General features: G+C 72.1%; 20 protein-coding genes. 14 read left to right on the top strand and 6 right to left on the bottom strand.

The genetic code is table 11. The features are described 5' to 3' along the window. Positions 1–153 precede the first annotated feature (153 nt). From ftsH to ACIBH4_RS33330, 3 genes are all read left to right on the top strand, one after another. Positions 154–2,061 (top strand): ATP-dependent zinc metalloprotease FtsH, encoded by a 1,908-nt coding sequence (gene ftsH, locus ACIBH4_RS33340; RefSeq protein WP_362510951.1) that lies wholly within the window; start codon positions 154–156, stop codon positions 2,059–2,061. A 120-nt stretch (positions 2,062–2,181) separates the two neighbouring features. After that, the gene (locus ACIBH4_RS33335; protein WP_362765294.1) at positions 2,182–3,540 is read left to right on the top strand and encodes a phosphoribosyltransferase family protein; all 1,359 of its coding nucleotides are present in this window, start codon (positions 2,182–2,184) and stop codon (positions 3,538–3,540) included. Between the two features lie 149 nt (positions 3,541–3,689). Continuing rightward, complete coding sequence (locus tag ACIBH4_RS33330; protein WP_399173454.1) at positions 3,690–4,145, top strand: cation transporting ATPase C-terminal domain-containing protein; 456 nt, start codon at positions 3,690–3,692, stop codon at positions 4,143–4,145. 6 nt (positions 4,146–4,151) lie between these two features. Here ACIBH4_RS33330 and ACIBH4_RS33325 read toward each other — a convergent pair whose 3' ends face one another. From ACIBH4_RS33325 to ACIBH4_RS33300, 6 genes are all read right to left on the bottom strand, one after another. Next, entirely contained in the window at positions 4,152–4,703 is a 552-nt protein-coding gene (locus tag ACIBH4_RS33325; RefSeq protein WP_362765290.1) for a hydrogenase maturation protease, read from the bottom strand. A gap of 25 nt (positions 4,704–4,728) precedes the next feature. Continuing rightward, the gene (locus ACIBH4_RS33320; protein ID WP_362510939.1) at positions 4,729–6,015 is read right to left on the bottom strand and encodes a Ni/Fe hydrogenase subunit alpha; all 1,287 of its coding nucleotides are present in this window, start codon (positions 6,013–6,015) and stop codon (positions 4,729–4,731) included. Then, a complete protein-coding gene (locus ACIBH4_RS33315) occupies positions 6,005–6,796 on the bottom strand; it encodes an oxidoreductase (protein WP_362510936.1) in 792 nt (263 codons plus the stop codon). The genes ACIBH4_RS33320 and ACIBH4_RS33315 overlap by 11 nt, the downstream gene beginning before the upstream one ends. Continuing rightward, on the bottom strand, positions 6,796–7,614 hold the full coding sequence (locus ACIBH4_RS33310) for an FAD/NAD(P)-binding protein (protein WP_362510933.1): 819 nt from the start codon (positions 7,612–7,614) through the stop codon (positions 6,796–6,798). The genes ACIBH4_RS33315 and ACIBH4_RS33310 overlap by 1 nt, the downstream gene beginning before the upstream one ends. Then, complete coding sequence (locus ACIBH4_RS33305) at positions 7,602–8,675, bottom strand: 4Fe-4S dicluster domain-containing protein (protein WP_362510930.1); 1,074 nt, start codon at positions 8,673–8,675, stop codon at positions 7,602–7,604. Before ACIBH4_RS33305 ends, ACIBH4_RS33310 begins: the two co-directional genes overlap by 13 nt. Positions 8,676–8,799: 124 nt before the next feature. After that, entirely contained in the window at positions 8,800–9,486 is a 687-nt protein-coding gene (locus tag ACIBH4_RS33300; RefSeq protein WP_362765287.1) for a CBS domain-containing protein, read from the bottom strand. A 320-nt stretch (positions 9,487–9,806) separates the two neighbouring features. Here ACIBH4_RS33300 and ACIBH4_RS33295 point away from each other — a divergent pair, with 320 nt between their 5' ends. From ACIBH4_RS33295 to ACIBH4_RS33245, 11 genes are all read left to right on the top strand, one after another. Next, positions 9,807–11,948, top strand: coding sequence for a glycosyl hydrolase family 65 protein (locus ACIBH4_RS33295; RefSeq protein WP_362765284.1), 2,142 nt, complete (start codon positions 9,807–9,809; stop codon positions 11,946–11,948). Positions 11,949–11,974: 26 nt separating this feature from the next. Next, positions 11,975–12,766: a universal stress protein gene (locus ACIBH4_RS33290; RefSeq protein WP_362510921.1), complete on the top strand. Its 792-nt coding sequence runs from the start codon at positions 11,975–11,977 to the stop codon at positions 12,764–12,766. Between the two features lie 120 nt (positions 12,767–12,886). Beyond that, positions 12,887–13,753, top strand: coding sequence for a universal stress protein (locus tag ACIBH4_RS33285; protein WP_362510918.1), 867 nt, complete (start codon positions 12,887–12,889; stop codon positions 13,751–13,753). Then, positions 13,753–14,235 (top strand): CBS domain-containing protein, encoded by a 483-nt coding sequence (locus tag ACIBH4_RS33280; RefSeq protein WP_362510915.1) that lies wholly within the window; start codon positions 13,753–13,755, stop codon positions 14,233–14,235. Before ACIBH4_RS33285 ends, ACIBH4_RS33280 begins: the two co-directional genes overlap by 1 nt. Positions 14,236–14,346: 111 nt before the next feature. Next, positions 14,347–16,644, top strand: coding sequence for a heavy metal translocating P-type ATPase (locus ACIBH4_RS33275; protein ID WP_362510912.1), 2,298 nt, complete (start codon positions 14,347–14,349; stop codon positions 16,642–16,644). 231 nt (positions 16,645–16,875) lie between these two features. Beyond that, the gene (locus tag ACIBH4_RS33270; RefSeq protein WP_362510909.1) at positions 16,876–17,910 is read left to right on the top strand and encodes a 3-oxoacyl-ACP synthase III family protein; all 1,035 of its coding nucleotides are present in this window, start codon (positions 16,876–16,878) and stop codon (positions 17,908–17,910) included. Further along, positions 17,907–18,140 (top strand): acyl carrier protein, encoded by a 234-nt coding sequence (locus ACIBH4_RS33265; RefSeq protein WP_362510906.1) that lies wholly within the window; start codon positions 17,907–17,909, stop codon positions 18,138–18,140. Before ACIBH4_RS33270 ends, ACIBH4_RS33265 begins: the two co-directional genes overlap by 4 nt. Continuing rightward, entirely contained in the window at positions 18,137–18,892 is a 756-nt protein-coding gene (locus ACIBH4_RS33260) for a 2-oxo acid dehydrogenase subunit E2 (RefSeq protein ID WP_362510903.1), read from the top strand. The genes ACIBH4_RS33265 and ACIBH4_RS33260 overlap by 4 nt, the downstream gene beginning before the upstream one ends. After that, on the top strand, positions 18,889–19,971 hold the full coding sequence (locus tag ACIBH4_RS33255) for an alpha/beta hydrolase (RefSeq protein ID WP_362510900.1): 1,083 nt from the start codon (positions 18,889–18,891) through the stop codon (positions 19,969–19,971). Before ACIBH4_RS33260 ends, ACIBH4_RS33255 begins: the two co-directional genes overlap by 4 nt. Beyond that, complete coding sequence (locus ACIBH4_RS33250; RefSeq protein WP_362510897.1) at positions 19,968–20,732, top strand: alpha/beta fold hydrolase; 765 nt, start codon at positions 19,968–19,970, stop codon at positions 20,730–20,732. The genes ACIBH4_RS33255 and ACIBH4_RS33250 overlap by 4 nt, the downstream gene beginning before the upstream one ends. Positions 20,733–20,843: 111 nt before the next feature. Further along, on the top strand, positions 20,844–24,378 hold a 3,535-nt coding region (locus ACIBH4_RS33245; protein ID WP_362510894.1), incomplete at its 3' end, for a beta-ketoacyl synthase N-terminal-like domain-containing protein.

Here is a 24,378-nt window from a genome sequence, read left to right as displayed (position 1 = left end):
GGCCTACCCAAAAAAGGATTTATGTCATGATTTCGGGTCTTTAGGCCCTGCACGGCCCCCGCCGGGTGGCTGAAAACTGGCAGGTGAGGGGCACATCGGGGAGGCCAGGTGGTGATCACGCGAATCCGGCCGCATGGCCGGCACAGTCGGCACATGACCGGTAAGGCGAAGCCCGGACCGCCGAACGAGCCCCCGCCGACGCCCCCTTCGTCCTCCCCGCCGCCTACCGGCTGGCGGCGCTGGCTGCCGACGATCGGCATGCTGATCGTCGCGCTGTGGTTGCTGGTGCCCCTGCTGTTCACCGGGCCGTCGAACGCGTCGTACCCCTACAGCGATTTCGTCGCCAAGGTGAGCACGGGACAGGTCAAGGCGGTGACGATCGACGATCAGGGCGCGGTGTCGGGCACGCTGAGCAACGGAACCACCTTCACCAGCCAGATCCCCACCGCGCTCAACGCCGGTCGGCTGGAGGAGCAGCTTCGCTCCAATCACGTCCAGATCACCGCGACGCGAGCGGACAACTCCCTGATCTCGCTCCTGGTCGGCTTCCTGCCGCTGGTACTGCTCATCGCCCTGTTCGGCTGGATGGGAAGAAAAGCGCAGCAGTCCATGGCCGGTGGCATGGGAGGTTTCGGCCGGTCGAAGGCGAAGATCATCGAGGCCCAGCGGCCGGCGACCCGGTTCGGCGACATCGCCGGTTACGACGGCGTCAAACAGGAGATCAGCGAGGTGGTGGACTTCCTGCGTGCCCCCGCCCGGTATGCGGCCGCCGGCGCGAAACCACCCCGAGGAGTGATCATGGTCGGTCCTCCGGGAACGGGCAAGACGCTCATCGCCCGGGCGGTGGCCGGAGAGGCGGACGTTCCCTTCCTGTCGGTCACCGGCTCGGCGTTCGTGGAGATGTTCGTCGGCGTGGGCGCCTCACGAGTCCGCGACCTCTTCGACGAGGCGCGTAAACGCGCCCCCTCGATCGTCTTCATCGACGAGATCGACGCCATCGGCGGCCGGCGTGGCAGGGCGATCGCCGGCAACGACGAACGCGAGCAGACGCTCAACCAGCTGCTGGCCGAGATGGACGGCTTCGACCAGGGCAGCGGGATCGTCGTCCTGGCCGCGACGAACCGGCCGGAGACCCTTGACCCGGCCCTGCTGCGTCCCGGCCGTTTCGACCGGCAGGTCACCGTCCCCCTGCCCAACCAGGCCGAACGCGCGGCGATACTGGCCGTTCACGCGGCCGGCAAGCATCTGGCCCCGGACGTCGACCTCGGCGTGATCGCCCGTGCCACTCCGGGATTCTCCGGCGCCGACCTGGCCAACCTCGTCAACGAGGCCGCGATCAACGCGGTCAGGGCCGGCCGCACGACCATCAACGCCAGGGATCTCGACGCGGCACGCGAGCGGGTGCTGCTGGGACGGCGGGAGACGACCAACGCGCTGCTTCCCCAGGAACGCCACTCGGTGGCCGTGCACGAGTCCGGGCACGCCCTGCTCGCCACGCTGTGCGAGCAGGCCGACCCGGTCGCGAAGGTGACCATCCTGCCCGCCGGCCTGACACTCGGCGTCACCGAGCAACTGCCCGAGGCCGAACGGCATCTCTACAGCGAGACCTACCTCACCGATCTGCTCACCGTGCGGCTGGGCGGCCGGGCCGCGGAACTGGTCGTCTTCGGTGAGGGCTCCACCGGCGCCGCCAACGATCTCGCGGCCGCCACGCAGATCGCCACCCGCATGGTGCGCGACTTCGGCCTGTCACCCGCGCTCGGTCCGGTCGGCTACTCTCCCGCGGGCCCTCAGTTTCTCGGCGAGGACGGTGAGGATCTCCAGCGCAGGCCGTACTCGGAGCGGACGCAGCAGGTCATCGACGAGGAGGTCGCCCGCCTGATCCGCGAGGCCGAGAAACGCGCGGTCGACCTGCTGAGGGTGCACCGTGGCGCCCTGGACCGGCTCGCCACGATCCTGGTCGAGAAGGAGACGGTCGACGGTGCCGTCGTCGGCGGCGTGCTGCGCGACGAGCGGCAGGCGCATCCGGACCTGAACACCGCCGACGACGTCACTGTCTGAGAGGGGGACGTTTCCCGCATACAGGGAGGTGAATCGGGACCTTCAGCCCTATCGCCGGCGTGATTTTCCCATCGACGCTGGTGAATGGGGTGTGGTTTCGCGGATTGCGAGGTGGACGGGGTGTTCGTCGATCGCCATGAGGCGGGAATGCGGCTGGCCGAGCGACTGCGCGGGCTCGTCGATGTCAAAAACACCGGGAACACCGGGAACACCGGGCACGCCGGGGACACAGTCGTCGTGGGACTGCCCAGAGGGGGAGTGCCGGTGGCGTTCGAGGTGGCCAAGGCCCTCGGCGCCCCGCTGGATGTGATCATCGTCCGCAAGCTCGGGGTGCCGTTCCAGCCGGAGGTCGGGTTCGGTGCCCTCGGGGAGGGAGGGGTACGCGTCGTCGATCGCGACATCGTGTGGCGCGCGAATCTGACCGAGGAGGAGATGGCCGCGGTGGAGGAGCGGGAGCGCGCCGAGCTCCTGCGCCGCGGTCGCCACCTGCGAGGTGAGCGCGCCCCGGCGGATCTGACGGGCCGCACGGTGATCGTGGTGGACGACGGTGTCGCCACCGGCGGAACGGCTCGTGCCGCCTGCCAGGTGGCCCGTGCGCGCGGGGCCTCCCGAGTGGTGCTGGCGGTTCCGGTCGGAGCGCCGAGAACGATCGAGAGCCTGCGTGAGGTCGCCGACGAGGTGGTCTGCCTGCGAACACCGCACGCCTTCTACGCGATCGGTGCCTGGTACCTCGATTTCAGCCAGGGCACCGATGACGAAGTGGTCGAGTTGCTGCGGCGGGCCGAAGCCTGGGGCGGCAGGGGTGAGGAGAACGCGGGGGGAGGCGATCCTCCCGGCCCGGCCGAGGAGGTCTGGGTGGACGCCGGCCGGGTCCGGCTGCCCGGCAGGCTCGTCGTTCCCGAGAACCGCGCGGGGGTGGTCGTGTTCGTGCACGGCAGTGGCAGCAGCCGCCACAGCCCGCGCAACCGGTACGTGGCCTCGACATTCAACCGCGCGGGTCTGGCGACGCTGCTGTTCGACCTGCTCACCCCCGAGGAGGAGTTCGACCGGGGCAACGTGTTCGACATCGGGTTGCTGGCGGAAAGACTTGTCCGGGTCACAGGCTGGCTGGGGGATCAGCCTGAGGTGGCGGGCGTCCCGATCGGTTATTTCGGGGCCAGCACCGGAGCCGCGGCCGCGCTGTGGGCGGCGGCGGAGCCGGGCTGCGAGGTCGCCGCCGTCGTCTGCCGGGGTGGGCGGCCCGATCTGGCCGGTCCGCGACTTCCCGCGGTGCGGGCGGCGACCCTGCTGATCGTGGGAGGCCGCGACGAGGTGGTGATCGACCTCAACAGGGCGGCACAGGAACGGTTGCTTTGCGAGAACCTGCTCCGGATCGTCCCCGGCGCCGGTCACCTGTTCGAAGAGCCTGGAACGCTTGAGAGCGTCGCGGCTCTCGCACAGGAGTGGTTCGCCCGCCACTTCGGCCCACCGGTGAGCTGAGAGGCATCGCAGCCACCTCGCCGAGGCGAGCCGTGCCGCTCGGCCGTGCCCCGGCCCGGATGCCTGAGGGACCTTGGCCTCTAACGCGCCGGCGGCGCGAGCGCCCAGGATCTGAACAGGACCAGGGCGCGAGGTAAAGGGAGCCGATGATGGTTGCGACGGCCCGCCTGGGCGGCGCGGCCCGGCTGGACGTCGCCCATGCGAGCCCTGGACGCAGCGACTGGTTCGTCGAGTCCCTCGCCACCCAGACCTTGGTGATCTTCGCCATCCGTACCCGCCGCGTCCCGTTTCTGCGCAGCCACCCCAGCCTGCCCCTGCTGCTGGCAGCCCTCGGCGTCGTCGGTGTCGGTGCCCTGCTGCCGTCCACCCCGGTCGCCGGCGCACTCGGCTTCCAGCCCCTGCCCGCCCTGTTCTTCCTCGCGCTGGCCGTCATGGTGATCGTCTATCTGGTTCTCATCGAGTTCGGCAAGCGGTGGTGCTACCGCACCGTGCCCGCCGCACTTCCCACCCGCCCGCGCCCTCCCGGTCACCGCGTCCACCGCCGCGCGAGCCGGTTCGGCACCCCGGAGCCCGTCGCGTCCGCCGAATCCGCGAAACACCCGTGATCCGGTTCAACGGGGCCGCGTCGGCTCCGAGCGGACAAGCTCGGTCACCGTCTTGGACACGGTCTCGGCGAGCCGTTCGACGGCGAGTCCGACGGCGGGCGTCACCGGGGCACCGAGTCCGAAGTCGGCGCCCTCGACGGTGTGGAGCACGAGCTCACGAGGCAGGCGGCCGAGGGTACGGCCGAGCGCGAGCGCGTCGGCGATGCCCAGGGCGTGTGAACTGCCGTGCCGAACGGCGGGCGGCGTCCAGCGGTCGCCTCGGGCGCGGGGGCCGGAACCGAGGACGGCGCGGCGGCCGGTCGTGCCCGGAGGCGCGCCGGAGACCACCGTGTCGATCACGATCGCGAGCCGGGCGCCGGTCCACGCCTCGATCAGTTCGGCGGGGTCGCCCGCGTTCTCCAGCACGGTGACCCGCGCCGGGAGCGTGCCGCGCAGCAGCCGGGCCACCAACAGCCCTGCGGCGTCGTCTCCCCGGAACTCGTTGCCGATCCCGACGATGACGACGTCGGCGGTGGCGGCGGGGGCGACGGGGGCGACGGGGGCGACACGGTCGCACATGGGCCCTCCCGGGTGCGGATCGGCCTCACCGGTCCAGGTGAAGGCGCAGGAAGTGGGTCGAGCAGGAGATGCACGGGTCGTGGTTGCGTACCGTCCGCTCACACAGTGCCGACAACTCCTCCTGTGGCAGGCCGAGGCGGGGCTCGATGAGATGACGCAGATCCATCTCGATGCGGGCCTGGTTCTGCGAGGTCGGAGGCACGATGTCGGCCTCGGTGATCAACCCGGCGCGGTCGATCCGGTAGCGGTGGTAGAGCGTGCCGCGCGGAGCCTCGGAGACGCCGTTCCCGACCCCCGGGCGTGGTTCGACCGCAATGGCCGGCGCGTCCGGTTCGGTGTAGTTCTCGATGATCCGCAGTGCCTCCTCGCAGGCGTGCAGGACCTCCACCGCCCGGACCACGATGCTGCGGAAAGGGTTGCGGCAGACGGGGCCGAGCCCGGCGTCGGAGGCGGCCGAGCGGGCCAGGGGGGAGAGCAGGTGGGCGTTGAGGGCGTATCGGGCCAGTGCGCCCACCAGGTAGCCGGTGTCTCCGTCGAGCCGCGCGTGCAGGGCGGTGGAGTGCGGCACCTGGTCCTCCACGACGTGGTCGGGCCAGTCGGCCGCCGCGAACTCGGTGCCGTCGCTCACCGCGATCGAGCCGGACAGGATGGCGTACTCGGCCGGATGGCGCAGGGCCAGGAAGCGGTAGTCGTGTTCCACCTCGGGAAAGTCGAAGCCGGCCACCCAGCCCACCGTCTCCAGCGCCGCGTCGCGGGCCCGGCGCAGCCGTTCGGCGAGCGGGGCGAGCTCGGCGCGGGCGGGCACCCGGTAGAAGCCGCCCACCCGCACGTTGACCGGGTGGATGGCCCGGCCCCCGAGGGCGGCCACCAGCTCGTTGCCGGTCTTCTTCAGCGCGAGCCCCCGCTCCACGGCGTGGCGGTGGTCGGCCGCCATCGCCACACCGCTGTCGTAGCCGAGGAAGTCGGGGGCGTGCAGCAGGTAGATGTGCAGGGTGTGCGACTCGATCCACTCGCCGTAGTACATCAGCAGCCGCAGGTCCCGCAGCGGCCCGGCCACCTCCGCCTCGCAGGCCGCCTCGATCGCCTGGCAGGCGCTCATCTGGTAGGCCACCGGGCAGATGCCGCAGATGCGGGCGGTGATGTCGGGAGGTTCGGTGTGCGCCCTTCCGCGCAGCAGGGCCTCGAAGAAGCGGGGCGGCTCGTAGATGTTCAGCTCCACGTCGGTGACGCGGCCGTCGCGGGCGCGCACCAGCAGCGAGCCCTCGCCTTCCACCCGGGCCAGTCCGCTGATCCTGAGCGACCTATGCGTCATCGACGGCCTCCTCGGCTGCCTGAAGGAACGGTTCCTCGGTGGCGTTGAACGTCCGGTAGACGCGCACCAGCTCGGGGGTGCTCATGCCGAGCTCTCGCAGCCGCGCGTTGAGCGCCCGGGCGTTGGGGCTCTCCATCGGGCCGAAGCAGCCGTAACAGCCCCGGTTGAACGCCGGGCAGAGCGCTCCGCAACCGGCCTGGGTGACCGGGCCCAGGCAGGGGGTTCCGTGGGCGACCAGGACGCAGATGTTGCCCCGGGCCTTGCACTCGACGCAGACGCTGTGGCCGGGCACGAAGGGGCGGCGCCCGGCCAGGAAGGCCGAGATGACCTCCAGCAGCTGCCGCCTGTCGATGGGGCAGCCGCGCAGTTCGAAGTCCACCGGCACGTGGGCGGAGATCGCGGTGGAACGCTCCAGTGTGGCGATGTAGTCGGGCCGGGCGTAGACGACGGAGAGGAACTCCTCGACATCGGCGAAGTCGCGCAGCGCCTGGATGCCTCCCGCCGTCGCGCAGGCGCCGATCGTCACCAGGTGCTTGGAGACGCGGCGTACGTGCCGGATCCGGCGAAGATCGTCTGGGGTGGTGATCGACCCCTCGACGAGTGACAGGTCGTACGGCCCGGGCCCGACCGCGCTCGAGGCCTCCAGGAAGTAGGCGATGTCCAGCTCGGCGGCGACCGAGAGCAGCTCGTCCTCGCAGTCCAGCAAGGTGAGCTGGCAGCCGTCGCAGGAGGCGAACTTCCACACCGCCAGCCGCGGGCGCCGGGGCGCGGGCCGGGCCATCACAGCTCCGGAACCGCGAGCAGCCCGGCCGCGCGCTCGTAGCTCAGTACGGGGCCGTCCAGGCAGGTGAGCAGCGGGCCGAGCTGGCAGTGGCCGCAGCGGCCGACACCGCACTTCATGTCGCGCTCCACCGACAACGCCACCCGCCCGGCGGGCACACCCCGCCGTACCAGCCGATCCGCGGTCTCCCGCATCATGAGTTCGGGGCCGCATACGAAGGCGAAGGTGCGGCGAGGCTCGAAGACGATCCGGTCGATCAACCGGGTGACCAGCCCCACCGGCCCCTTCCAGGCGTGGTCGGGATGATCCACGATGATCTTGACGTCGATGTCGTGTTCGTCGCGCCAGCGGGCCAGCTCACCCGGATACATCAGGGTCGCGGGGGTGCGGGTGCCGACGATCAGGCTGACCCGCCTGTACCGGGAGGCGTGGGCGGCCAGCTCGCGGATCACCGGTCTCAGCGGGGCGAGGCCGAGGCCGCCGGCCGCCACGACCACGTCCAGCCCGGCCGCCGCCGGCAGGTCCCACGACGTGCCGTACGGGCCGCGGACCCCCACGACGTCACCGGGGCGCATCCGGCACAGCGCCGCGCTGACCGCGCCCACCGCGCGGATCGTCTGCACGTATCCGCCGGAGCGGGCGCGGCCGCTGATCGAGATCGGTATCTCCCCGACACCGGGGGCGTACAGCATCGTGAACTGGCCGGGCAGGAACGGCAGGCAGTCGCCCTGGAGCGGTCTCAGCGTCAAGGTCACCGTGTCGGCCCGGTCCGGGCGGCGCGACCGGACGCGGTAGGGCACCGGCGTCATAGGATGCATCCCAGCTCCTCGGTGACGTCGATACCGGTCGGGCACCAGGTGATGCACCTGCCGCAGCCCACGCAACCGGACATGCCGAACTGGTCGTACCAGGTGGAGAACTTGTGCGTCAGCCACTGCCGGTAGCGGGCCGGCCCCGAGGCGCGTACGGGGGATCCGCCGACCTCGGAGAAGTCCAGGGTGAAGCAGGAGTCCCACAGTTCCGTCCGCTCCGCGACGGTGCCGGTGAGGTCGGTGGAGTCCTCGACCGTGGTGCAGAAGCAGGTGGGGCAGGCCATCGTGCAGTTGGTGCAGGCCAGGCAGCGGGAGGCGACCTCGGCCCAGCGCGGCGAGTCGTGGGCCGCGGCCAGGCGCTGCTGGATGTCCGTGGTGTCCACCTGACGGCCCATCCGGGTGGCGGCCAGCCGTGAGACCTCCGCCGCGGCGGCGAGGTCGTCGTCGGTGCAGGGCCGGTGCGGGAGCGCCGCGGCGATCCGCGAGCCCTGCTCGCTTCCCGTCTCGACCAGGAACCGGTGCGGGCCGCTCAGCTCGGTGAGTGCCAGGTCGAACCCGCTGGTGGCCTTAGGCCCGGTGCCCATGGAGACGCAGAAACAGGTGCCGCCGGGCACCGCGCAGTTCACCGCGACGAGGAACAGCGCCTCACGACGCCTGCGGTAGGCCGGATCGGGGTGCCTGCCGCCGAGGAAGACCCGGTCCTGGACCGCTATCGCGGCCAGGTCGCAGGAGCGCACGCCCAGCAGGGCGATCCGGGGCGCCCGCTCCTCGACCTCCTCCACCGTCTCGCCGTACGTCCGAGACAGCCTCTGCCGGGGCGGCTGGGTGTAGCGTTTGGCCGAGTCGGGGCTCGCGGCGAAGCCGAAGACCAGCTCGTCGTCCCGCTCGGTGAGCCGGTAGTGGCCGGGGCGCTGCTCGTCGCCCCGTCCCGCGGGGAGTTGGGCGGAGCAGGAGAGCTCGGCGAACCGGATGGCTCCGTCCCGTGCCGTGGGACCGACCACGGTGAAGCCACGCGAGCGCAGCTCGGTGATGAGTGCTTCCAGCGAATCTGTCACAACGGTGCTCATGAGCCGTTCCCCCCGGTCCCCGCTGTTGTCATGCTGCCGTACGAGGGCTCCACCTCCTGGTGGGAATCGCCGTACGGTGAGGCGCCGGTTCGCGAACCTCGCGATCGGCGGGTGGTGCGGCGGCTCAGGCCCCGCCCCAGATGATCGAGAGAGGTACGACGTCGTCCTGCCGCCAGGTGAGCTCGTTGGTCACCTTGACGACTCCGTTGAGGTTTCGTGCCTTCTGCGCGAGGGTGACGGCCTGGCTGTGCTCGTCCACCTGCCCCGAGAGCCGCACGAGGCCGCCTCGGACCTCGATCCCGACGCCTGCGGGATCCATTCCCAGCTCGTGGACGACGAGGTCCTCGCGGATGCGGCGCCCGATCTCGTCGTCGCTGCGGACGAAGACCTTGATCAGGTCCCGGCGGCTGACGATACCGGCCAGCCTGCCGTCGGCGCGTACGACCGGCAGTCGTCGCACCCCGTGCAGGTCCATCACGCGAGCGGCGAGCAGCACGGGGGAGTCGGCGGTGATGACGACGGCGGGGCGGCTCATCAGCTCGCCGGCGGTCTCACCCGCGGCCTTTCCCCGCAGGCCCCCCTCGCCGCTCATCCGGTGACGCAGCCACGCGCGAAGCGGCGGCCGGTAGTGTTCGCAGTGGTAACGCTGTTTGAACTCCTCCTTGCGCAGCAGGTCGGTCTCGGAGACGACGCCGAGTACGCGGTCGTCCTCGTCCACCACCGGTACCCCGCCGACGCCGGTGGCGATGAGGAGTTCGGCGACCTCGCGGAACGCGGTGTTCTCCCGCACCGTGGCGACCTCGGTGCTCATAACATCCTTAACAGTCATTTTCATGACAAACCCCCGCATATTTCTAAATGTTCACGTTATGGCGTGCCGGGGGTCGTGAGCAGAGCCGAAGGTCCTTCACGGCGTGGCCGGACGGCCCGATCCACCGCCAGGTGTCCCGGCCCGGGACCCGAGGTCCCCGGTCCGGGCAAGGATCCGATACCCGCCGGCGGCAAGCCTTGACGGGACGAAAGTCCTTTTCGACCGGGGCGGAAGGCTCTGCCGCGACGGCGGGGACCACGAGAACCTGTGGTGGCCGCCGTAGCCGCTCCCGGCGCCGGCGCGAGGCGATATGGGAGCCGATGGACGACCCGGACCGCCGATGGCGTGATCGCACCTTCGCGGTGGTGTTCGACCGGTGCGCCACCGGTGTGCCGCACGGGGCTCGCGACGGGCGGGTTCCCCGGGTGGACGACGATCCGGCGTGGACGATCCGCGAGACGGGCACCGATCCGTCGCGGCACCGGGTGACCGAGACGCTCTTCACCCTCGGCGCCGGAGGTTTCGCCACCCGAGGGTCGGTGGAGGAGTCCGTCCCCGGATCGGTTCCGCTGGTGCTCGCCGAGGGGATCTACACCGGGACCGGATCGGGGCAGCACCTGCTGCCGGGTCCTCAGTGGACCGGGCTCGTCCTGCGCCCGCCTCCCGAGGAGGACCTGCGCGTGCTCGACCTGCGCGGTGGCGTGCTGGTCCGGGAGGAGATCGGCCAGACCTGTCCGGTACGGACGCTGCGATTCGCGTGCGTGAGCCGGCCCGGGGTGGTGGCGATGCGCGCCGAGGCGGGCATCGGGCGGCTGCGGGCGGGGCCGGCCCTGCGGTCGCCCCCGGAGGGCCAGGTCACCGAAGGCCGGCTCGACGGCCACACCTGGTCGCGCGTCACCGCCGACCACGCGGGTATGGCCGCCGTGGCGACGCAGCGTACGGGCCGTGACGGCGAGGTACGCACCCTGGAGCGGATCGTCGCCTACACGGCCGACCCCGCTCGCCGGCCGGTGCCGCGCGACGCCGTCGCGGCGCTGGAGGCGGCCAGAGGGCTCGGCTTCGACCGGCTGCTCGCCGAGCAGCGGGCGGCGTGGGCCGCACGCTGGGGGGCCGTGGACGTCCGCATCCCCGACGATCCCCAAGCGCAGCTCGCCGTACGGTTCGCGCTGTTTCACCTGTGGAGCGTTGCCGGGCGCGGTGAGGAACTGGCCGTCGGCGCGCGAGGGCTCTCGGGTGGCGGCTACGCCGGTCACGTCTTCTGGGACGCCGACGTGTTCGTCCTGCCCGCCCTGGTGAGCATTCATCCGGCCGCGGCCAGGGCGATGGTCGTCTACCGGCTCCGCCGCCTGGCCGCGGCGCGGGCCCGCGCCGCGGCCCTGGGTCTTTCCGGCGCGCGCTTCCCCTGGGAGTCCGCCGCCACCGGAGAGGAGGTGACCCCCGCCCGAGGGTGTCTGGGCGGCGAGCCCCTCGCCATCCTCACCGGGCGGATGGAGGAGCACATCACCGCCGACGTCGCCTGGGCCGCCGCCCACTACGCGCGCTGGAGCGGCGACGGCGCCTTCCTGGCAGGACCCGCGCGCCCTCTCATGATCGAGACCGCCCGCTACTGGGCGTCGCGCTGCCGGGTGGACGAGGAGGGGCGGGCCCACATCGGGGAGGTGATCGGGCCGGACGAGTACCACGAGGCGGTGACGGACAACGCGTTCACCAACGTGATGGCCCGGTGGAACCTGCGGCAGGCGGCCGACCTCGTCGCCTCCGGCTGTGCGGAGGGCCGCCGGTGGCGCGCGCTCGCCGACCGCCTGGTGGACGGCTACGACCCCGCCTCGGGAAGATACGAGCAGTTCGCCGGATATTTCCGGCTGGAGCCGCTCACGATGGAGGGAATCGCCGTCCCTCCGGTCGCCGCCGACCTGCTGCTCGGCCACGAACGGCTCGCCGCCACCCAGATCATCAAACAGCCCGATGTCCTCATGCTTCACCACCTGGTGCCCGAGGAGGTCGAGGCGGGCTCGCTGGAGGCGAATCTCGACTTCTACGGCCCCCGTACCGCCCATGGCTCGTCGCTCTCACCGGCGATCACCGCCTGCCTGCTGGCCAGGGCGGGCCGCCCTGAGGAGGCGCTGGGCCTGCTGCGCACCGCGCTGGTCCTGGATCTGGACGACCTCACCGGGACCACGGCCACCGGCCTGCACATGGCCACGTTCGGGGGTGTGTGGCAGGCGCTGCTCACCGGCTTCGCGGGAGCGAGGGTACGCGAGGGAATCCTGTGCCTGGATCCCCGGCTTCCCGCGTCGTGGGGAAGCCTGGGCGTGCGATTTCGGTGCCTGGGCCGCCGGGTGCGGCTGGAGATCACCCCGGAGGCGGTCGACGTGCGAACCGACGGAGCGCTGCGGGTACGGCTGGGTGCGGGCGACCCGCAGGAGGTGGTCGGCTCCGCCCGCCTGCCGCTGGGCCGATGACGCCGGAAAAAGGGAGGGGAGTGGACATGGTCGAGGTGCTGGCCGTGGTCGACGACGGCGGCGACGAGGGTGAGGCCGCGGCCGTGACCGGCGTCGCCCGGGCGGTGGCGGAAATTCTTCGCACGGGTATTCGAGAGATTCACCTCGCCGCCGGCTCCGGGGCGCGGGAAACCACGACGACGGTACTCCGCGAACTGGAGCGGGCGAGCACGCTTCTCGGCGTCCTCGCCGACGGCGCCTCATCCGGGGTCATGTCCTGGTGGGTCGTGCGCCGCTGCACCAAGCCGGTCGTCCTGCTGCCTCCTTCCCCGGTGCCTTCGGTGGCGCCTGTGACGCCTGTGGCGGGAGGGACGCCGGTGGCACCTCACCACGTCATCTCCCGGGTGCTCCTGCCGTTGGACGGATCCTTCGAGGCCGCGGCGGCCGTCATCGAGACCGCGCGGCTGTTCACCCGTACCGGCGTCGATCTGGTGGTCCTGCACGTCTTCGACGAGGTGACCGTTCCCCGCTTCTGGGATCAGGCCGTACACGCCCGGCAGGCGTGGGAGCAGGAGTTCCTGGCCCGTCACTGCGCATGTCCCGGGGTGCGCATGGAGCTTCGCAGCGGAGTCGCGGGAGAGCAGGTGGTGAGCGTGGCGGCGGCCGAACACGTGGATCTCATCGCGCTGGGATGGTCACAGCACCTCGACGAGGGAAGGGCGCGGACCGTGCATGAAACCCTTGCCGGCGCCCGCGTCCCGGTCATGCTGATCCCGGTGGCGCGGCACGAGGACACCTCACCTGGCAAAAGCAGGGCGCGAGAGTGGCCGGCCCGATGATCGGACCCGCAGGCGACGGGCCGGTGGCGCGGGTCGGAAGTCCCTGACGGACGGGCCTTTGGCCCGCTGCGAAAAACGCCGCCGGCCGGTCGAATGGAAGCAGAACCCAAGGAGGTCGACATGGCAGCTCACATAGTGGTGGGCGTGGACGGCTCATCTCCCTCGGACGGCGCGGTCGAATGGGCCGCCGACGACGCGGTCCGGCGCGGATGCGCCTTGAAGATCGTTTATGCGTGCGAGGCGTGGCCCGGTGACATCCCGCTCCAGACCCCTCCGGGTTTTCGTGACTCCGTCGCCGAGTACGGCCTCCAGACCCTGGAACGCGCGGCCGCACTCGCCCGGGAGCGCGCCCCGCACCTGGAGGTGGACACCCTGCTGGGGACGGGCCCGGTGATCGAGGTCCTGCGGCGGGAGGCCGAGGACGCCGAACAGGTCGTGCTGGGCAGCCGAGGGCTGGGCGGATTCACCGGGCTGCTGCTCGGATCGGTCTCCCTGGCCCTGGCAGGGCATGCCGCCGCCCCCGTCGTGATCGTCAAGGGCGCCCCCAAGCAGACCTACGGCCGCATCGTCGTGGGCTTCGACGGCTCCGGCCACTCGGCGGTGGCGCTGGAGTACGCCTTCGAGGAGGCCGCCCGCCGCGGCGCCGGGCTACGGGCGATCCACACCTGGCAGATGCCCGTGGTGGGGCCGGGCGCCCTCGTCTACACACCGCTGGTCGAGGACATCCTCGCCGCCCAACAGCACCTCTGCACGGACACGCTCACCGCCTGGCGGGAGAAGTACCCGCGGGTCGAGGTCGAGCAGACGCTCGTCTGCGGGCATCCGGTCGGCGTCATCTGCGAGGCCTCGGCCACCGCCGACCTGGTCGTCGTCGGTTCCCGTGGACTGGGCAGGGTCGGCTCGGCCCTGCTGGGCTCGGTCAGTCACGGAGTCCTGCACCACGCCCGCTGCCCCGTCGCCGTGCTCCGGACCCGAGGGGAGGCGTGATGGACACCGGTAACCTCACGGTGGCGCAGGTGATGAGCCGGACGCTGGTCGCCGTCGACCTCGGGGAGTCCCCGCTCATGGCCTGGGAGATCATGCAGCGCGCGGGTGTCCATCACCTGCCGGTCGTCGACGGGCACGGCCGCCTGCGCGGGATCCTGACCCGAGAGGACCTCACCGCCCACTGGTCCGGCGGCCCGATCGAACAGTCACGCGTGCCGGTCCACGCGTTGCTGGCCGACCGACGCCGTCCGCACACCACACCCGACACGCCTCTGGCCGACGCCGCCGCCGCGATGATCGACGCCGGCGTCGACGCGATCGGGGTCATGGGGAGAAATCACCGGCTGGTGGGCATGATGACCGCCACCGACGTGCTGCGAGCCGTGGCCGGCCGCGTCACCGAGCGACCGGAGCCGCCGGAGCTGATGACGGGGATGTTCCGCCTGGTCCCTGTGGTGCCGTCCCACGTCCCCGCGGGATGAGCCGGACGCCGCGAATCGGCTCCCACCGCCGCCATCCGTCCGCGGCCCCAGAGCCCTGACCGAAGCAGACCTCCGTCCCTGGGCCGGGACGCCTACCCGCGGGAGGCGCGGATGACGAGACGCCTTGGCATGGTCGTCTTCCTCGCGGTGACCGCGTGCGGGCTCCTGGCAGGAGCCGTACTTCACCTCGCCGGCGCGGGCGCCGCCGGTGATCTTCTGTGGGCGGCGGTCACCTGCGTCGCCCTGGTGCCCGCGGCGGGATGGGTGGTGTCGGCGCTGCGCGGTGGCCGGCTGGGCGTGGACGCCATCGCCGTACTCGCCCTGGCCGGAGCGCTCGCCGTGCGGGAGTATCTCGCCGGAGCCCTGATCGGCGTGATGCTCGCCACCGGCAGGGCGCTGGAGGACTACGCCTCACGCCGAGCCCGCCGGGACCTGACCGCGCTGTACGAACGCGCGCCCCACTCGGCCCGGCGCTACCGGGACGGGGTGGCCGGCCTCGTGGAGGTCGAACAGGTGCGGCCCGGCGACCTGTTGCTGATCCCCCACGGTGAGACGGTCCCCGTCGACGGCGTGATCGCGAAGGAGCCGGCACTACTGGACGAGTCGGCCCTGACGGGAGAGTCCGTCCCGGTGAAGCGCGCCACGGGTGAGAGCGCGCGCAGCGGCGTCGTGAACGCCGGCCCCGCCTTCGACCTGTGGGCCAGCCGCAGCGCGGCCGAGAGCACCTACGCGGGGGTGGTGCGGCTGGCACGGCAGGCGGAGGCGGACAGTGCCCCCGTCGTACGGCTCGCCGACCGGTTCGCCGTCTGGTTCCTGCCCCTCACGCTCCTGCTGGCGGGAGCCGCCTGGCTGTTGTCCGGCCAGCCGGTACGGGCTGTGGCCGTACTGGTCGTGGCCACCCCCTGCCCGCTGTTGCTCGCCGCACCGGCGGCCATCGCCTCAGGACTGTCCCGTACGGCGCGGCACGGCGTGGTGGTGAAGGGCGGGGCGGCGCTGGAAAGGCTGGGGCAGGCCCGCACCCTCATCGTGGACAAGACCGGAACGCTCACCGCGGGACGCCCCCAGGTCGTCGACGTCGTGGCCGCGCCCGGCGCCCGCGCCGACGACGTGCTGCGCTGGGCGGCGGCGGTGGATCAGATGTCCTCCCACGTCCTGGCCGCCGCGATCGTCGAGGCCGCCCGCACCCACCGGGCCGAGCTGCCGCGGCCGACCGAGGTGCTGGAGCGGCCGGGCACCGGTACCGAGGGGGTGGTGGAGGGCCGCCGGATAGCGGTCGGCAAGGCGACGACCTCCCCTGTTGTGGACTCCGCGGGCTCTCCGGGGTGGGAGCGGACCCAGCGGGCGCGGGCCGCGCTGGACGGAGCCATAACGGTCTGGGTGACGGTGGACGGCGAAACGGCGGGCGTGATCCTGCTCCGCGACGCCGTACGGGCGGACGCGGCACGGACCCTGCGGCGGCTGCGCACCGCCGGGATCGAGCGGGTGATCATGCTTACCGGGGACCGGGCCGAGGTCGCCGAGAGCGTGGGCACGGTGCTCGGTGTCGACCGGGTACTGGCCGAGCAGAGCCCCGAGGCCAAGGTGCGGGCCGTACGGCAGGAGACGGCCAAAGCGGTGAGCGTGATGGTGGGCGACGGCATCAACGACGCCCCCGCCCTGGCCGCCGCCGACGTCGGGGTCGCGATGGGCGCCCGTGGTTCGGCCGCCTCCACCCAGGCGGCCGACGTGGTGCTCACCGCCGACCGCCTGGATCGGCTCGCCGACGCCATGGACGTCGCCCGTCGCTCCCGCCGCATCGCCGTGCAGAGCGCGAGCGCGGGGATGGCCCTCTCGTTGCTGGCCATGGCCGTGGCGGCGGCCGGAGCGCTGCCGCCCGCCTCCGGCGCCCTGCTCCAGGAGGTCATCGACGTGGCGGTGATCCTCAACGCGCTGCGGGCCCTGCGTCCCGCGAGGGGAACCCGCACGGTGGTCGACGCAGGCACCGAGTCCCTGCTGCGCCGCTTCAAGATGGAGCACTCCTCGCTGCGGCCGCCCCTGGAACTGATCCGGGAGACCGCCGACGAGCTGGCCGGCACTTCCCCGACGGAGGCCCTCGGCCGCCTGCGGGAGGTCCACACCTTTCTCACCGAACGCCTGCTCCCGCACGAACGGGCCGAGGAACGGCGGCTCTACCCGGCGATGGGACGCGTTCTCGGTGGACCCGAGGCCACGATGACCATGAGCAGGGCACACGCGGAGATCGAACGGCTCGTGCGCCGGCTGGGGCGTCACCTCGCACTCGCCGAGGACGGCGGGGTGCGCCCCGAGCAACTCGACGACCTGTGCGCCTGCCTGTACGGCCTGCACGCGGTCCTCCTGCTGCACTTCGACCAGGAGGAGGAGGCCTACTTCTCCCTGGCCTCCCTGTGACGCCGATCGCGACCGAGCGCAGGCGTCCATCGTCCGGCGTCTCCGTCCGGCGTCTCCGTCCGGCGTCTCCGTCCGGCAGGGCGGTTCATCACTCGCTTAGTGCTGCTTTAGCAGGCGTCATTAGCGTTCCGACGAGGAAGGCCGACGTGGGATCCGCGACGCCACCTCGGGAGTACCGGACCGCCTGGCGACGACACGCGTGACGCGGACACGGCTCGATGGAGGAGCAGCATGGGGGAAAGCCCGATACGAGTTCTGTCCGTGGGGACGGCCCTTCCCGGGCCTCCCGTCGACACCGCCGCACTGGCCGAACGTTTCGGGATGGACGACCTCTGGCGGCAATGGGTCGACACCTTCATCGGCACACGGACCCGGCACCTCGCGATCGACCTGAAATCGGGCGAGCGCCACCACGACCTGGCCGATCTCGGCGAGCTCGCGGCGGTTCAGGCCCTCGACCGAGCGGGGATCTCCGCCGCGGAGATCGACGTGGTGGTGCTCGGAACCGCCACCCCGGACACGCTGATGCCGACCACCGTGAACGTGATCGCCGACCGGCTGCGTATCGACGGCGTGCCGACCTTCCAGCTCCAGTCGGGCTGCTCGGGGGCCGTGCAGACCTTCGACGTGGCGGCCGCGCTGCTGGGCACCGGCCGGTACCGGACCGCGCTGGTGATCGGCGGTGACGTCATCGCCAAGCACTACGACCTCAAGGCCGACCTGGCCGCGTTGCCGCCCGACGAGGTCGTCAACTACCTGCTGTTCGGTGACGGGGCCGGCGCCGCGGTGCTCAGCACCGAGGACCACCCCCGGGCCCCGGTGGTCCGGTCGGTGCTCACCAGGCTGTCGGGCCTGGACCGCGCTCCCGGCCAGACCTTGCGGTGGTACGGCCTGGCGGACCGCGACACCGCCGAGGCGCCGGCGAGTGAGGACTACAAGGCCATCGAGAAGCTCGTGCCCGTCCTGGCCGAGGAGATCGCCGAAGAACTCCTGGACGACCTCGGCTGGGAGCGGGACCAGGTCGACTATCTGCTGCCTCCCCAGTTGTCCGTCACCATGACCGACAAGATCGCCAAACGGCTGGACTTCTCGTCGGCCAAGGAGATCTCCTGCGTCGGCGAGACCGGCAACAACGGCAACGCCCTGCTGTTCTTCCAGCTCGACCGCCTGCTGCCGGAGATGGCGACACCGTCGCGCGCGGTCGCCGTGGCGATCGAGTCGAGCAAGTGGATCAGAGCGGGCCTCGCACTGGAGCGTGACCGATGACGGCCGGAATCTCGCGGGCGGAGTTCGTGGACCTGCTCCAGGACGAGATCGGGCTCGACGTCGACGCGGAGAACCTGGGGCGGGCCTTCGACGATCTTCCCGGCTGGGATTCGGTACGGCTCCTGGCGATGCTCGTCCTGCTGGAGAAGCACCTGGGAAAGCCGTTGTCGCTCCCGGACTTCCTGGAGGCGGCGAACCTCGAATCGATCTACGAGGTGGTGAACCGTTGACCGAGCAGCCTTTCGCCAGCCAGCGCCGCCACACCCTGTTCTTCCTCGACCAGATCCGTGACTTCTCGCCGGTCTTCCTCGACACCGAGATCGACGCGACGGCGATCGTCGCGGGACGCGAGCGGGCGCGGCGAGTGGGGGAGCGCCGCTCGGTGGTCTCCTACGTCGTGCACGCGGCCGCGGGCGTGCTGCGCAAGCACCCCGAGGCGAACACGGCGATCCAGGGCCGCCTGGACCCGGTCGTCGCCACGTACGACACCGTCGCCGCCAAGGTCACCCTCGACAAGACGCTGGACGGCCGCAGGGTCGTGCTGGCGACGGTGATCCCCCGCCTGGAGAGCGCGAGCCTCGCCGACGTCCAGGCGCACCTGGACCGGGCGATCGAGGCCGACCCCGACACCGCAGAGGAGTTCGCCGGTATCCGGGCCCTGCGGCGGCTCCCGTGGCAGGTGGCGCTCGACCGGTTCCGGGAGGCCGCGGGACTGCTGGAGCGGCGCCCCGCCGTCACCGGGACGTTCAGCGTCACCTCGCTCGGCCACCGGGCGGTCGACGGCTTCCACTCCGTCGGCGGCACCACGATCACCCTGGGGGTCGGCCGGATCGCCGACCGCCCGGTCGTCAGGGACGGCGAGATCGTGATCGCCCCGGTCATGCGGCTCTCCATGGCGTTCGACCACCGCGTGATCGACGGCGCGGAGGGCGCCGACGTACTCACCGAGATCAAGGACGCGCTGGAGGGATACGCCGAATGAACGACCTGTCCGAGCTCAAACGGTTCGTGGTGGCGCACGCGATCTCCCAGAACCTGCCCACCGGCCACTACGCGAGCCCGCTGGAGCGGATCACCTCCGACAGCGGTGACGAGGCGGGCTCGTGGCCGTACGAGTGGATCCGCGCGGGGGAGGAGGCGGAGGCCGCGGGTGAGACGCTGGCGGCCTGCCAGTACTACAACCTGGGACGGTTCCCGTTCGTCGACGGCCCGGGCCGCAAGCGGGCGCTCGCGCGCTGCTTCGAGGCGTTCGAACGCTGGCGGCGGGAGCGGCCGGAGATCGAAGCGGTCACCGTCGAGGTCGGCGGGATGCCCGTCAAGGTGTGGGCCACGGGCCTGTCCGCCGAGGAGCCGCGCCCGCTGCTGGTGATGACCGGCGGCATCGTGAGCCCCAAGGAGCAGTGGGCCCCGGTGCTGCCGCAGATCGCGGCCTTCGGGATGGCCGGGGTCGTGGCCGAACTCCCCGGCGTCGGTGAGAACCCCCTGCGCTACGGTCCGGACGGCTGGCGGCTGTTCACCGCGATACTGGACGCCCTGGCCGGGCGGGCGAAGGTGTCCGAGACATATCTGCTCGCGCTGAGCTTCGGCGGCCATCTGGCGATCACCGCCGCGTTGCGCGATCGGCGGATCCGCGGCCTGGTCGGAAACGGGACGCCGATCCACGACTTCTTCACCGACACCGCCTGGCAGGCGAGGGTGCCGAGGATCACCAGAGACACCCTGGCGCATCTGGTGGGCGTGCCGCCCCAGGCGGTGTTCGCGCGCATCCGGGACTGGGCACTCGACGACGAGAGCCTGCGCGACCTGCAGGTCCCGTTCGCCACCGTGACCGCGACCAGGGACGAGATAATCCCGCCGGGCGACACCGAGCGGCTCAAACGCTCGGTGCGCGACCTGAGGCTGATCGAGCACTCCGACGTGCACGGCGCCCCGTCGCACCTGGCGGAGACCCGGGCGTGGAGCCTGCTCGCGATACAGGAGATGCGGCCCGACGCCGACCCCCGGGTCACGGCGGCGCTCGGTGCCGCCCTTGAGGCGGCCCGCGTGGGAACGGGCCGATGACCGCGACGGGAACGGCGGCGAGGAGCGACTGGCTGCGGCAGTTCGCCCCGGCCGACGCCGGCGCCCCCTGCGTGGTGGTGTTCCCCCACGCCGGTGGGTCGGCCGCCTTCTTCACCCCGCTGGCTCAGGAGCTCTCGCCGGCGGTGCGCGTGCTCGCCGTCCAGTACCCGGGCCGCCTGGACCGGCGCGGCGAACCGGCCGTCGAGGACCTGCGGGAACTCGCCCGCAGGATCGCCGCGGTGATCGCTGAGGAGCGGCCGGCCGCGCCCCTCGCCTTCTTCGGGCACAGCATGGGCGCCCTGGTGGCCTTCGAGGCCGCGCTGTTCGGCGAAAGAGGGCTCGGCGCCGTACCTGATCTGCTCTTCGTCTCCGGCGGGCGCGCCCCGGCCCTGACCCGGGTCGACCCGCGGATCCTGCGTGACGACTGCTCCCTGATCGAGGAGGTCGTACGCCTCGGCGGGACCTCCCGGCGGGTGCTGGAGGACGAGACCCTGCGCGACCTCGTCCTTCCCGCGCTGCGCAGCGACTATCGCGCGCTGCGGGCGTACGTCCCGGCGCCGGGCGTGCGGGTCGGCTGCCCGATCGTGGCGCTGACCGGGGACCGTGACCCGATCGCGGCCGTCGCCGAGGTGGAGCGGTGGCGCGAGAACACCTCCGGAAACTTTCGGCTCAGGGCCTTTCCCGGGGACCACTTCTACCTGACCCCGCGGTCGCGGGACGTGGCGGAGACGGTGTGGCTGGCGCTCACCGGCCGGGACTGAGCTCGCGTACCTCCCACCACGACATCAAACCCACGACACCGGCACGACACCGCACCCACGGCCTCGCACGGCCCTGCCGTCATGCCGTCACGAGCGAGAGTGAGGCAGCAGTTGAGCAGCAACGACCAGCGGGCGTCCCGGCCGATCGCGGTGATCGGAGCAGCGTGCCGTCTCCCCGGGGCATCGGACCCGCGCGCTTTCTGGCGGTTGCTCGACGAGGGACGCGGTGCCGTTCGCGAGATCCCCGCTCATCGGGGCCTCTCCGCCGTCCCGGCCGAGCTCGCCCAAGACAACCCGGGCCTCCGCTACGGCGGCTATCTCGACGACATCGCCGGGTTCGATCCCGAGTTCTTCGGCGTCTCACCGCGCGAGGCCGCCGCGATGGACCCGCAGCAACGGCTCGTACTGGAGCTGGCCTGGGAGGTGCTGGAGGACGCCGGCCTGGTCCCCGCCACGCTCCGCGACAGCGCGACCGGCGTGTTCGTCGGCTCCATCGCCGACGAGTACGCCGCGCTGTCACGCGCCTCGGCGATCGGGCGTCACACGCTCACGGGAACGACCCGAGGCATCATCGCCAACCGGGTGTCCTACGCCCTCGGCCTGCGGGGACCGAGCATCGCGGTGGACACCGCCCAGTCGTCGTCGCTGGTCGCCGTGCACCTGGCCGTCGAGAGCCTGCGGCGCGGCGAGAGCCGGCTCGCGCTCGCCGGTGGCGTGAATCTCATCGTGGACCCCGCCGGCACCGCCGCGGTCGCGCGCTTCGGCGGGCTGTCCCCTGACGGGCGCTGCCACACCTTCGACCGCCGGGCCAACGGCTACGTTCGCGGTGAGGGCGCCGGGCTGGTGCTGCTCAAGCCGCTGGACGCGGCGGTCGAGGACGGCGACCGCGTCTACGCGGTGCTGCTCGGGAGCGCCGTCAACAACGACGGCACGACCGACGGGCTCACCGTGCCGAGCGCGCGGGCGCAGGCCGAGGTGATCGGGAAGGCGTGGGCGGCGGCCGGGGTGTCACCGTCCGACGTGCAGTACGTCGAGCTGCACGGCACCGGCACGCGGGTCGGGGACCCGGTGGAGGCCAGAGCCCTCGGCCTCGCCCGAGACGGCGGCCCCGTGCTGCACGTCGGCTCCGTCAAGACCAACATCGGGCATCTGGAGGGCGCGGCCGGGATCGCCGGCCTGCTGAAGACCGTTCTCAGCGTCAGCGAGCGCCGGCTGCCCGCGAGCCTCAACTACTCCGAGCCGAACCCGGACATCGATCTGGACGCCTGGCGTCTGGCGGTACGCGACCAGGGCGGCGCCTGGCCCCGAGAGGACGACAGGCTCGTCGCCGGTGTCAGCTCGTTCGGCATGGGCGGGACCAACTGCCACATCGTGGTGGCCGAGGCGCCCGAGCCACACGGACATCCCACGTTGCACGGACATTCCGCGGTGCCGGGACCTTCTCGGGAGCCGAACGCCCGCGCGCCGCGGACCCCCCTGGTGCTCAGCGCCAGGACCGAGCCCGCGCTGAGGGAGCAGGCGGCGCGGCTGCGGGACCTCGTCGCCGGGCACGGTGAGATCCCTCCGGGGCTGCCGCGGAGCCTTGCCGGCACGCGGACCGTGTTCGAGTGGCGCGCCGCCGTCACCGGTGACGCACTGGCCGGGCTGGAGGCGCTGGCCGACGGCCGTCCGGCGGCCGGGGTCGTTACGGGGCGGGCAGGGAGCGCGCCGGTCGCGGTGCTGTTCCCCGGGCAGGGCAGCCAGCGGCTCGGCATGGGACGCCGGGCACACCGGGACTTTCCCGTCTGGCGGTCGGCGTTCGACGAGGTGGCCGCCGCTCTGGACGATCGGCTGTCACGCCCGATCAAGGACGTCGTCTGGGCAGAGCCCGACAGTGCCGAGGCCCGGCTGCTCGACCGGACCGCCTTCACCCAGCCCGCGATCTTCGCGGTCGAGGTGGCGACCTTCCGCCTGCTCGCCTCCCTGGGTGTCGAGCCGTCCTTCGTGGCCGGTCACTCCATCGGAGAGGTGGCCGCCGCACACGTCTCGGGCATCCTCGACCTGCCCTCCGCCGCGGAACTGATCGTCGCCAGAGGCCGGCTCATGGAGTCGCTGCCCGCGGGCGGCGGCATGCTCGCCGTGAGCGCCGGGGAGGCGGACGCCGCGGAGCTGCTCGCCCTGGCCGGCGGGACCGCGGTGGTCGCCGCCGTCAACGGCCCGCAGTCCGTGGTCGTCGCGGGTGGGACGCGCACGCTGGAGGAGGTCGCCGCGCTCGGTGCCGCTCGGGGGTACCGCACGCGCAGGCTCCCGGTGAGCCACGCGTTCCACTCCCCGCTGATGGACCCGATGCTCGACGACTTCCGGGAGGTGCTCGCCGGGATCTCGTTCGGCGGATCCCGCATCCCGTTCGTGTCCACCGTGACCGGTGAGCTCGTCGAGAGCACCGATCCGGAGTACTGGGTGGAGCACGCCCGCCGGACGGTGCGGTTCGCCGACGGGCTCACCCGGCTCCGCGAGCTGGGTGCCGGGATCTTCGTGGAGGCGGGACCCGGGGCGACCCTGAGCGGGCTCGGCCGGGAGGCGGAGGGCAGGAAAGCGGCATTCGTGCCGGCCCTCGGCAGGCACGACGAGGTGGAGGTCGCCGTCGGCGGGCTGTTCACCGCCGGTGTGCCGCTGGACTGGGACGCGGTCTTCCCGCCCGGCGGACCTCGCCTCGCCCTGCCCACCTATCCGTTCCAGCGCGAGCACCACTGGCTGGACGCCGTTCCCGGCGGGGAACCTGCCGTCGCAGAGGTCCCGGTTCCCGGCAGGGGATCCGCTCCTGCGGTTCTCGCGGTCCCCGCAGGGGCGGCCGGGGCGGCCGATGTGGGGCGCCGCGTCCTCGGTGAGGTGGCGGCGGTGCTGGGCTTCTCGGATCCGGCCCGCGTCGACCAGGAGGCCACCTTCAAGGACCTGGGCCTGGACTCGCTGGGCATGGTCGAGCTGCGCGACAGGGTCGGTGCCGCGCTCAAGGTCGACCTGCCCGCGGCCACGCTGTTCGGCTACCCCACCACCGCCGCCCTGGTCCGGCACCTGACCGCCGATACGGCACCGGACGCGCCGGCCCCCACCGCGGGTCACCGCGACGATCCGGTGGTGATCGTGGGGATGGGGTGCCGGTTTCCCGGTGGGGTGGCCTCGCCTGAGGAGTTGTGGGAGCTGGTGGCGTCGGGGACGGACGCGATCGGGGAGTTTCCCGCCGATCGCGGCTGGGATCTGGAGGCCCTCTACCACCCCGACCCCGAGCGTCCCGGCACGTCCTATACCCGGCAGGGCGGTTTTCTGAGCGGTGCGGGTGAGTTCGACGCGGCCTTCTTCGGGATGAGTCCGAGGGAGGCGTTGGCGACCGATCCGCAGCAGCGTCTGTTGTTGCAGGTGGCGTGGGAGGCGTTGGAGCGGGCGGGCATCGATCCGCTGTCGTTGAAGGAGAGCGACACGGGCGTGTTCATCGGCGCGACCGCGTCGGACTACACCCCCCGCCTGCACGAGGGCGACGGGGCGTCCGACGGCTACCTCCTCACCGGAGGCAGCATCAGTGTGGCGTCGGGTCGGATCGCGTATGTGCTGGGGTTGCGGGGTCCGGCGTTGACGGTGGATACGGCGTGTTCGTCGTCGTTGGTGGCGTTGG

The organism is Streptosporangium sp. NPDC050284, from assembly GCF_044459525.1.
Lineage (GTDB): Bacteria > Actinomycetota > Actinomycetes > Streptosporangiales > Streptosporangiaceae > Streptosporangium.
This window is presented reverse-complemented; position numbering and strand designations above follow the sequence as displayed.

Coding starts and splice junctions, on each gene's coding strand:
- ftsH (WP_362510951.1), top strand. CDS start 154: ATGACCGGTAAGGCGAAGCCCGGACCGCCGAACGAGCCCCCGCCGACG.
- ACIBH4_RS33330 (WP_399173454.1), top strand. CDS start 3,690: ATGGTTGCGACGGCCCGCCTGGGCGGCGCGGCCCGGCTGGACGTCGCC.
- ACIBH4_RS33325 (WP_362765290.1), bottom strand. CDS start 4,703: ATGTGCGACCGTGTCGCCCCCGTCGCCCCCGTCGCCCCCGCCGCCACC.
- ACIBH4_RS33320 (WP_362510939.1), bottom strand. CDS start 6,015: ATGACGCATAGGTCGCTCAGGATCAGCGGACTGGCCCGGGTGGAAGGC.
- ACIBH4_RS33315 (WP_362510936.1), bottom strand. CDS start 6,796: ATGGCCCGGCCCGCGCCCCGGCGCCCGCGGCTGGCGGTGTGGAAGTTC.
- ACIBH4_RS33310 (WP_362510933.1), bottom strand. CDS start 7,614: ATGCATCCTATGACGCCGGTGCCCTACCGCGTCCGGTCGCGCCGCCCG.
- ACIBH4_RS33305 (WP_362510930.1), bottom strand. CDS start 8,675: ATGAGCACCGTTGTGACAGATTCGCTGGAAGCACTCATCACCGAGCTG.
- ACIBH4_RS33300 (WP_362765287.1), bottom strand. CDS start 9,486: ATGAGCACCGAGGTCGCCACGGTGCGGGAGAACACCGCGTTCCGCGAG.
- ACIBH4_RS33295 (WP_362765284.1), top strand. CDS start 9,807: ATGGACGACCCGGACCGCCGATGGCGTGATCGCACCTTCGCGGTGGTG.
- ACIBH4_RS33290 (WP_362510921.1), top strand. CDS start 11,975: ATGGTCGAGGTGCTGGCCGTGGTCGACGACGGCGGCGACGAGGGTGAG.
- ACIBH4_RS33285 (WP_362510918.1), top strand. CDS start 12,887: ATGGCAGCTCACATAGTGGTGGGCGTGGACGGCTCATCTCCCTCGGAC.
- ACIBH4_RS33280 (WP_362510915.1), top strand. CDS start 13,753: ATGGACACCGGTAACCTCACGGTGGCGCAGGTGATGAGCCGGACGCTG.
- ACIBH4_RS33275 (WP_362510912.1), top strand. CDS start 14,347: ATGACGAGACGCCTTGGCATGGTCGTCTTCCTCGCGGTGACCGCGTGC.
- ACIBH4_RS33270 (WP_362510909.1), top strand. CDS start 16,876: ATGGGGGAAAGCCCGATACGAGTTCTGTCCGTGGGGACGGCCCTTCCC.
- ACIBH4_RS33265 (WP_362510906.1), top strand. CDS start 17,907: ATGACGGCCGGAATCTCGCGGGCGGAGTTCGTGGACCTGCTCCAGGAC.
- ACIBH4_RS33255 (WP_362510900.1), top strand. CDS start 18,889: ATGAACGACCTGTCCGAGCTCAAACGGTTCGTGGTGGCGCACGCGATC.
- ACIBH4_RS33250 (WP_362510897.1), top strand. CDS start 19,968: ATGACCGCGACGGGAACGGCGGCGAGGAGCGACTGGCTGCGGCAGTTC.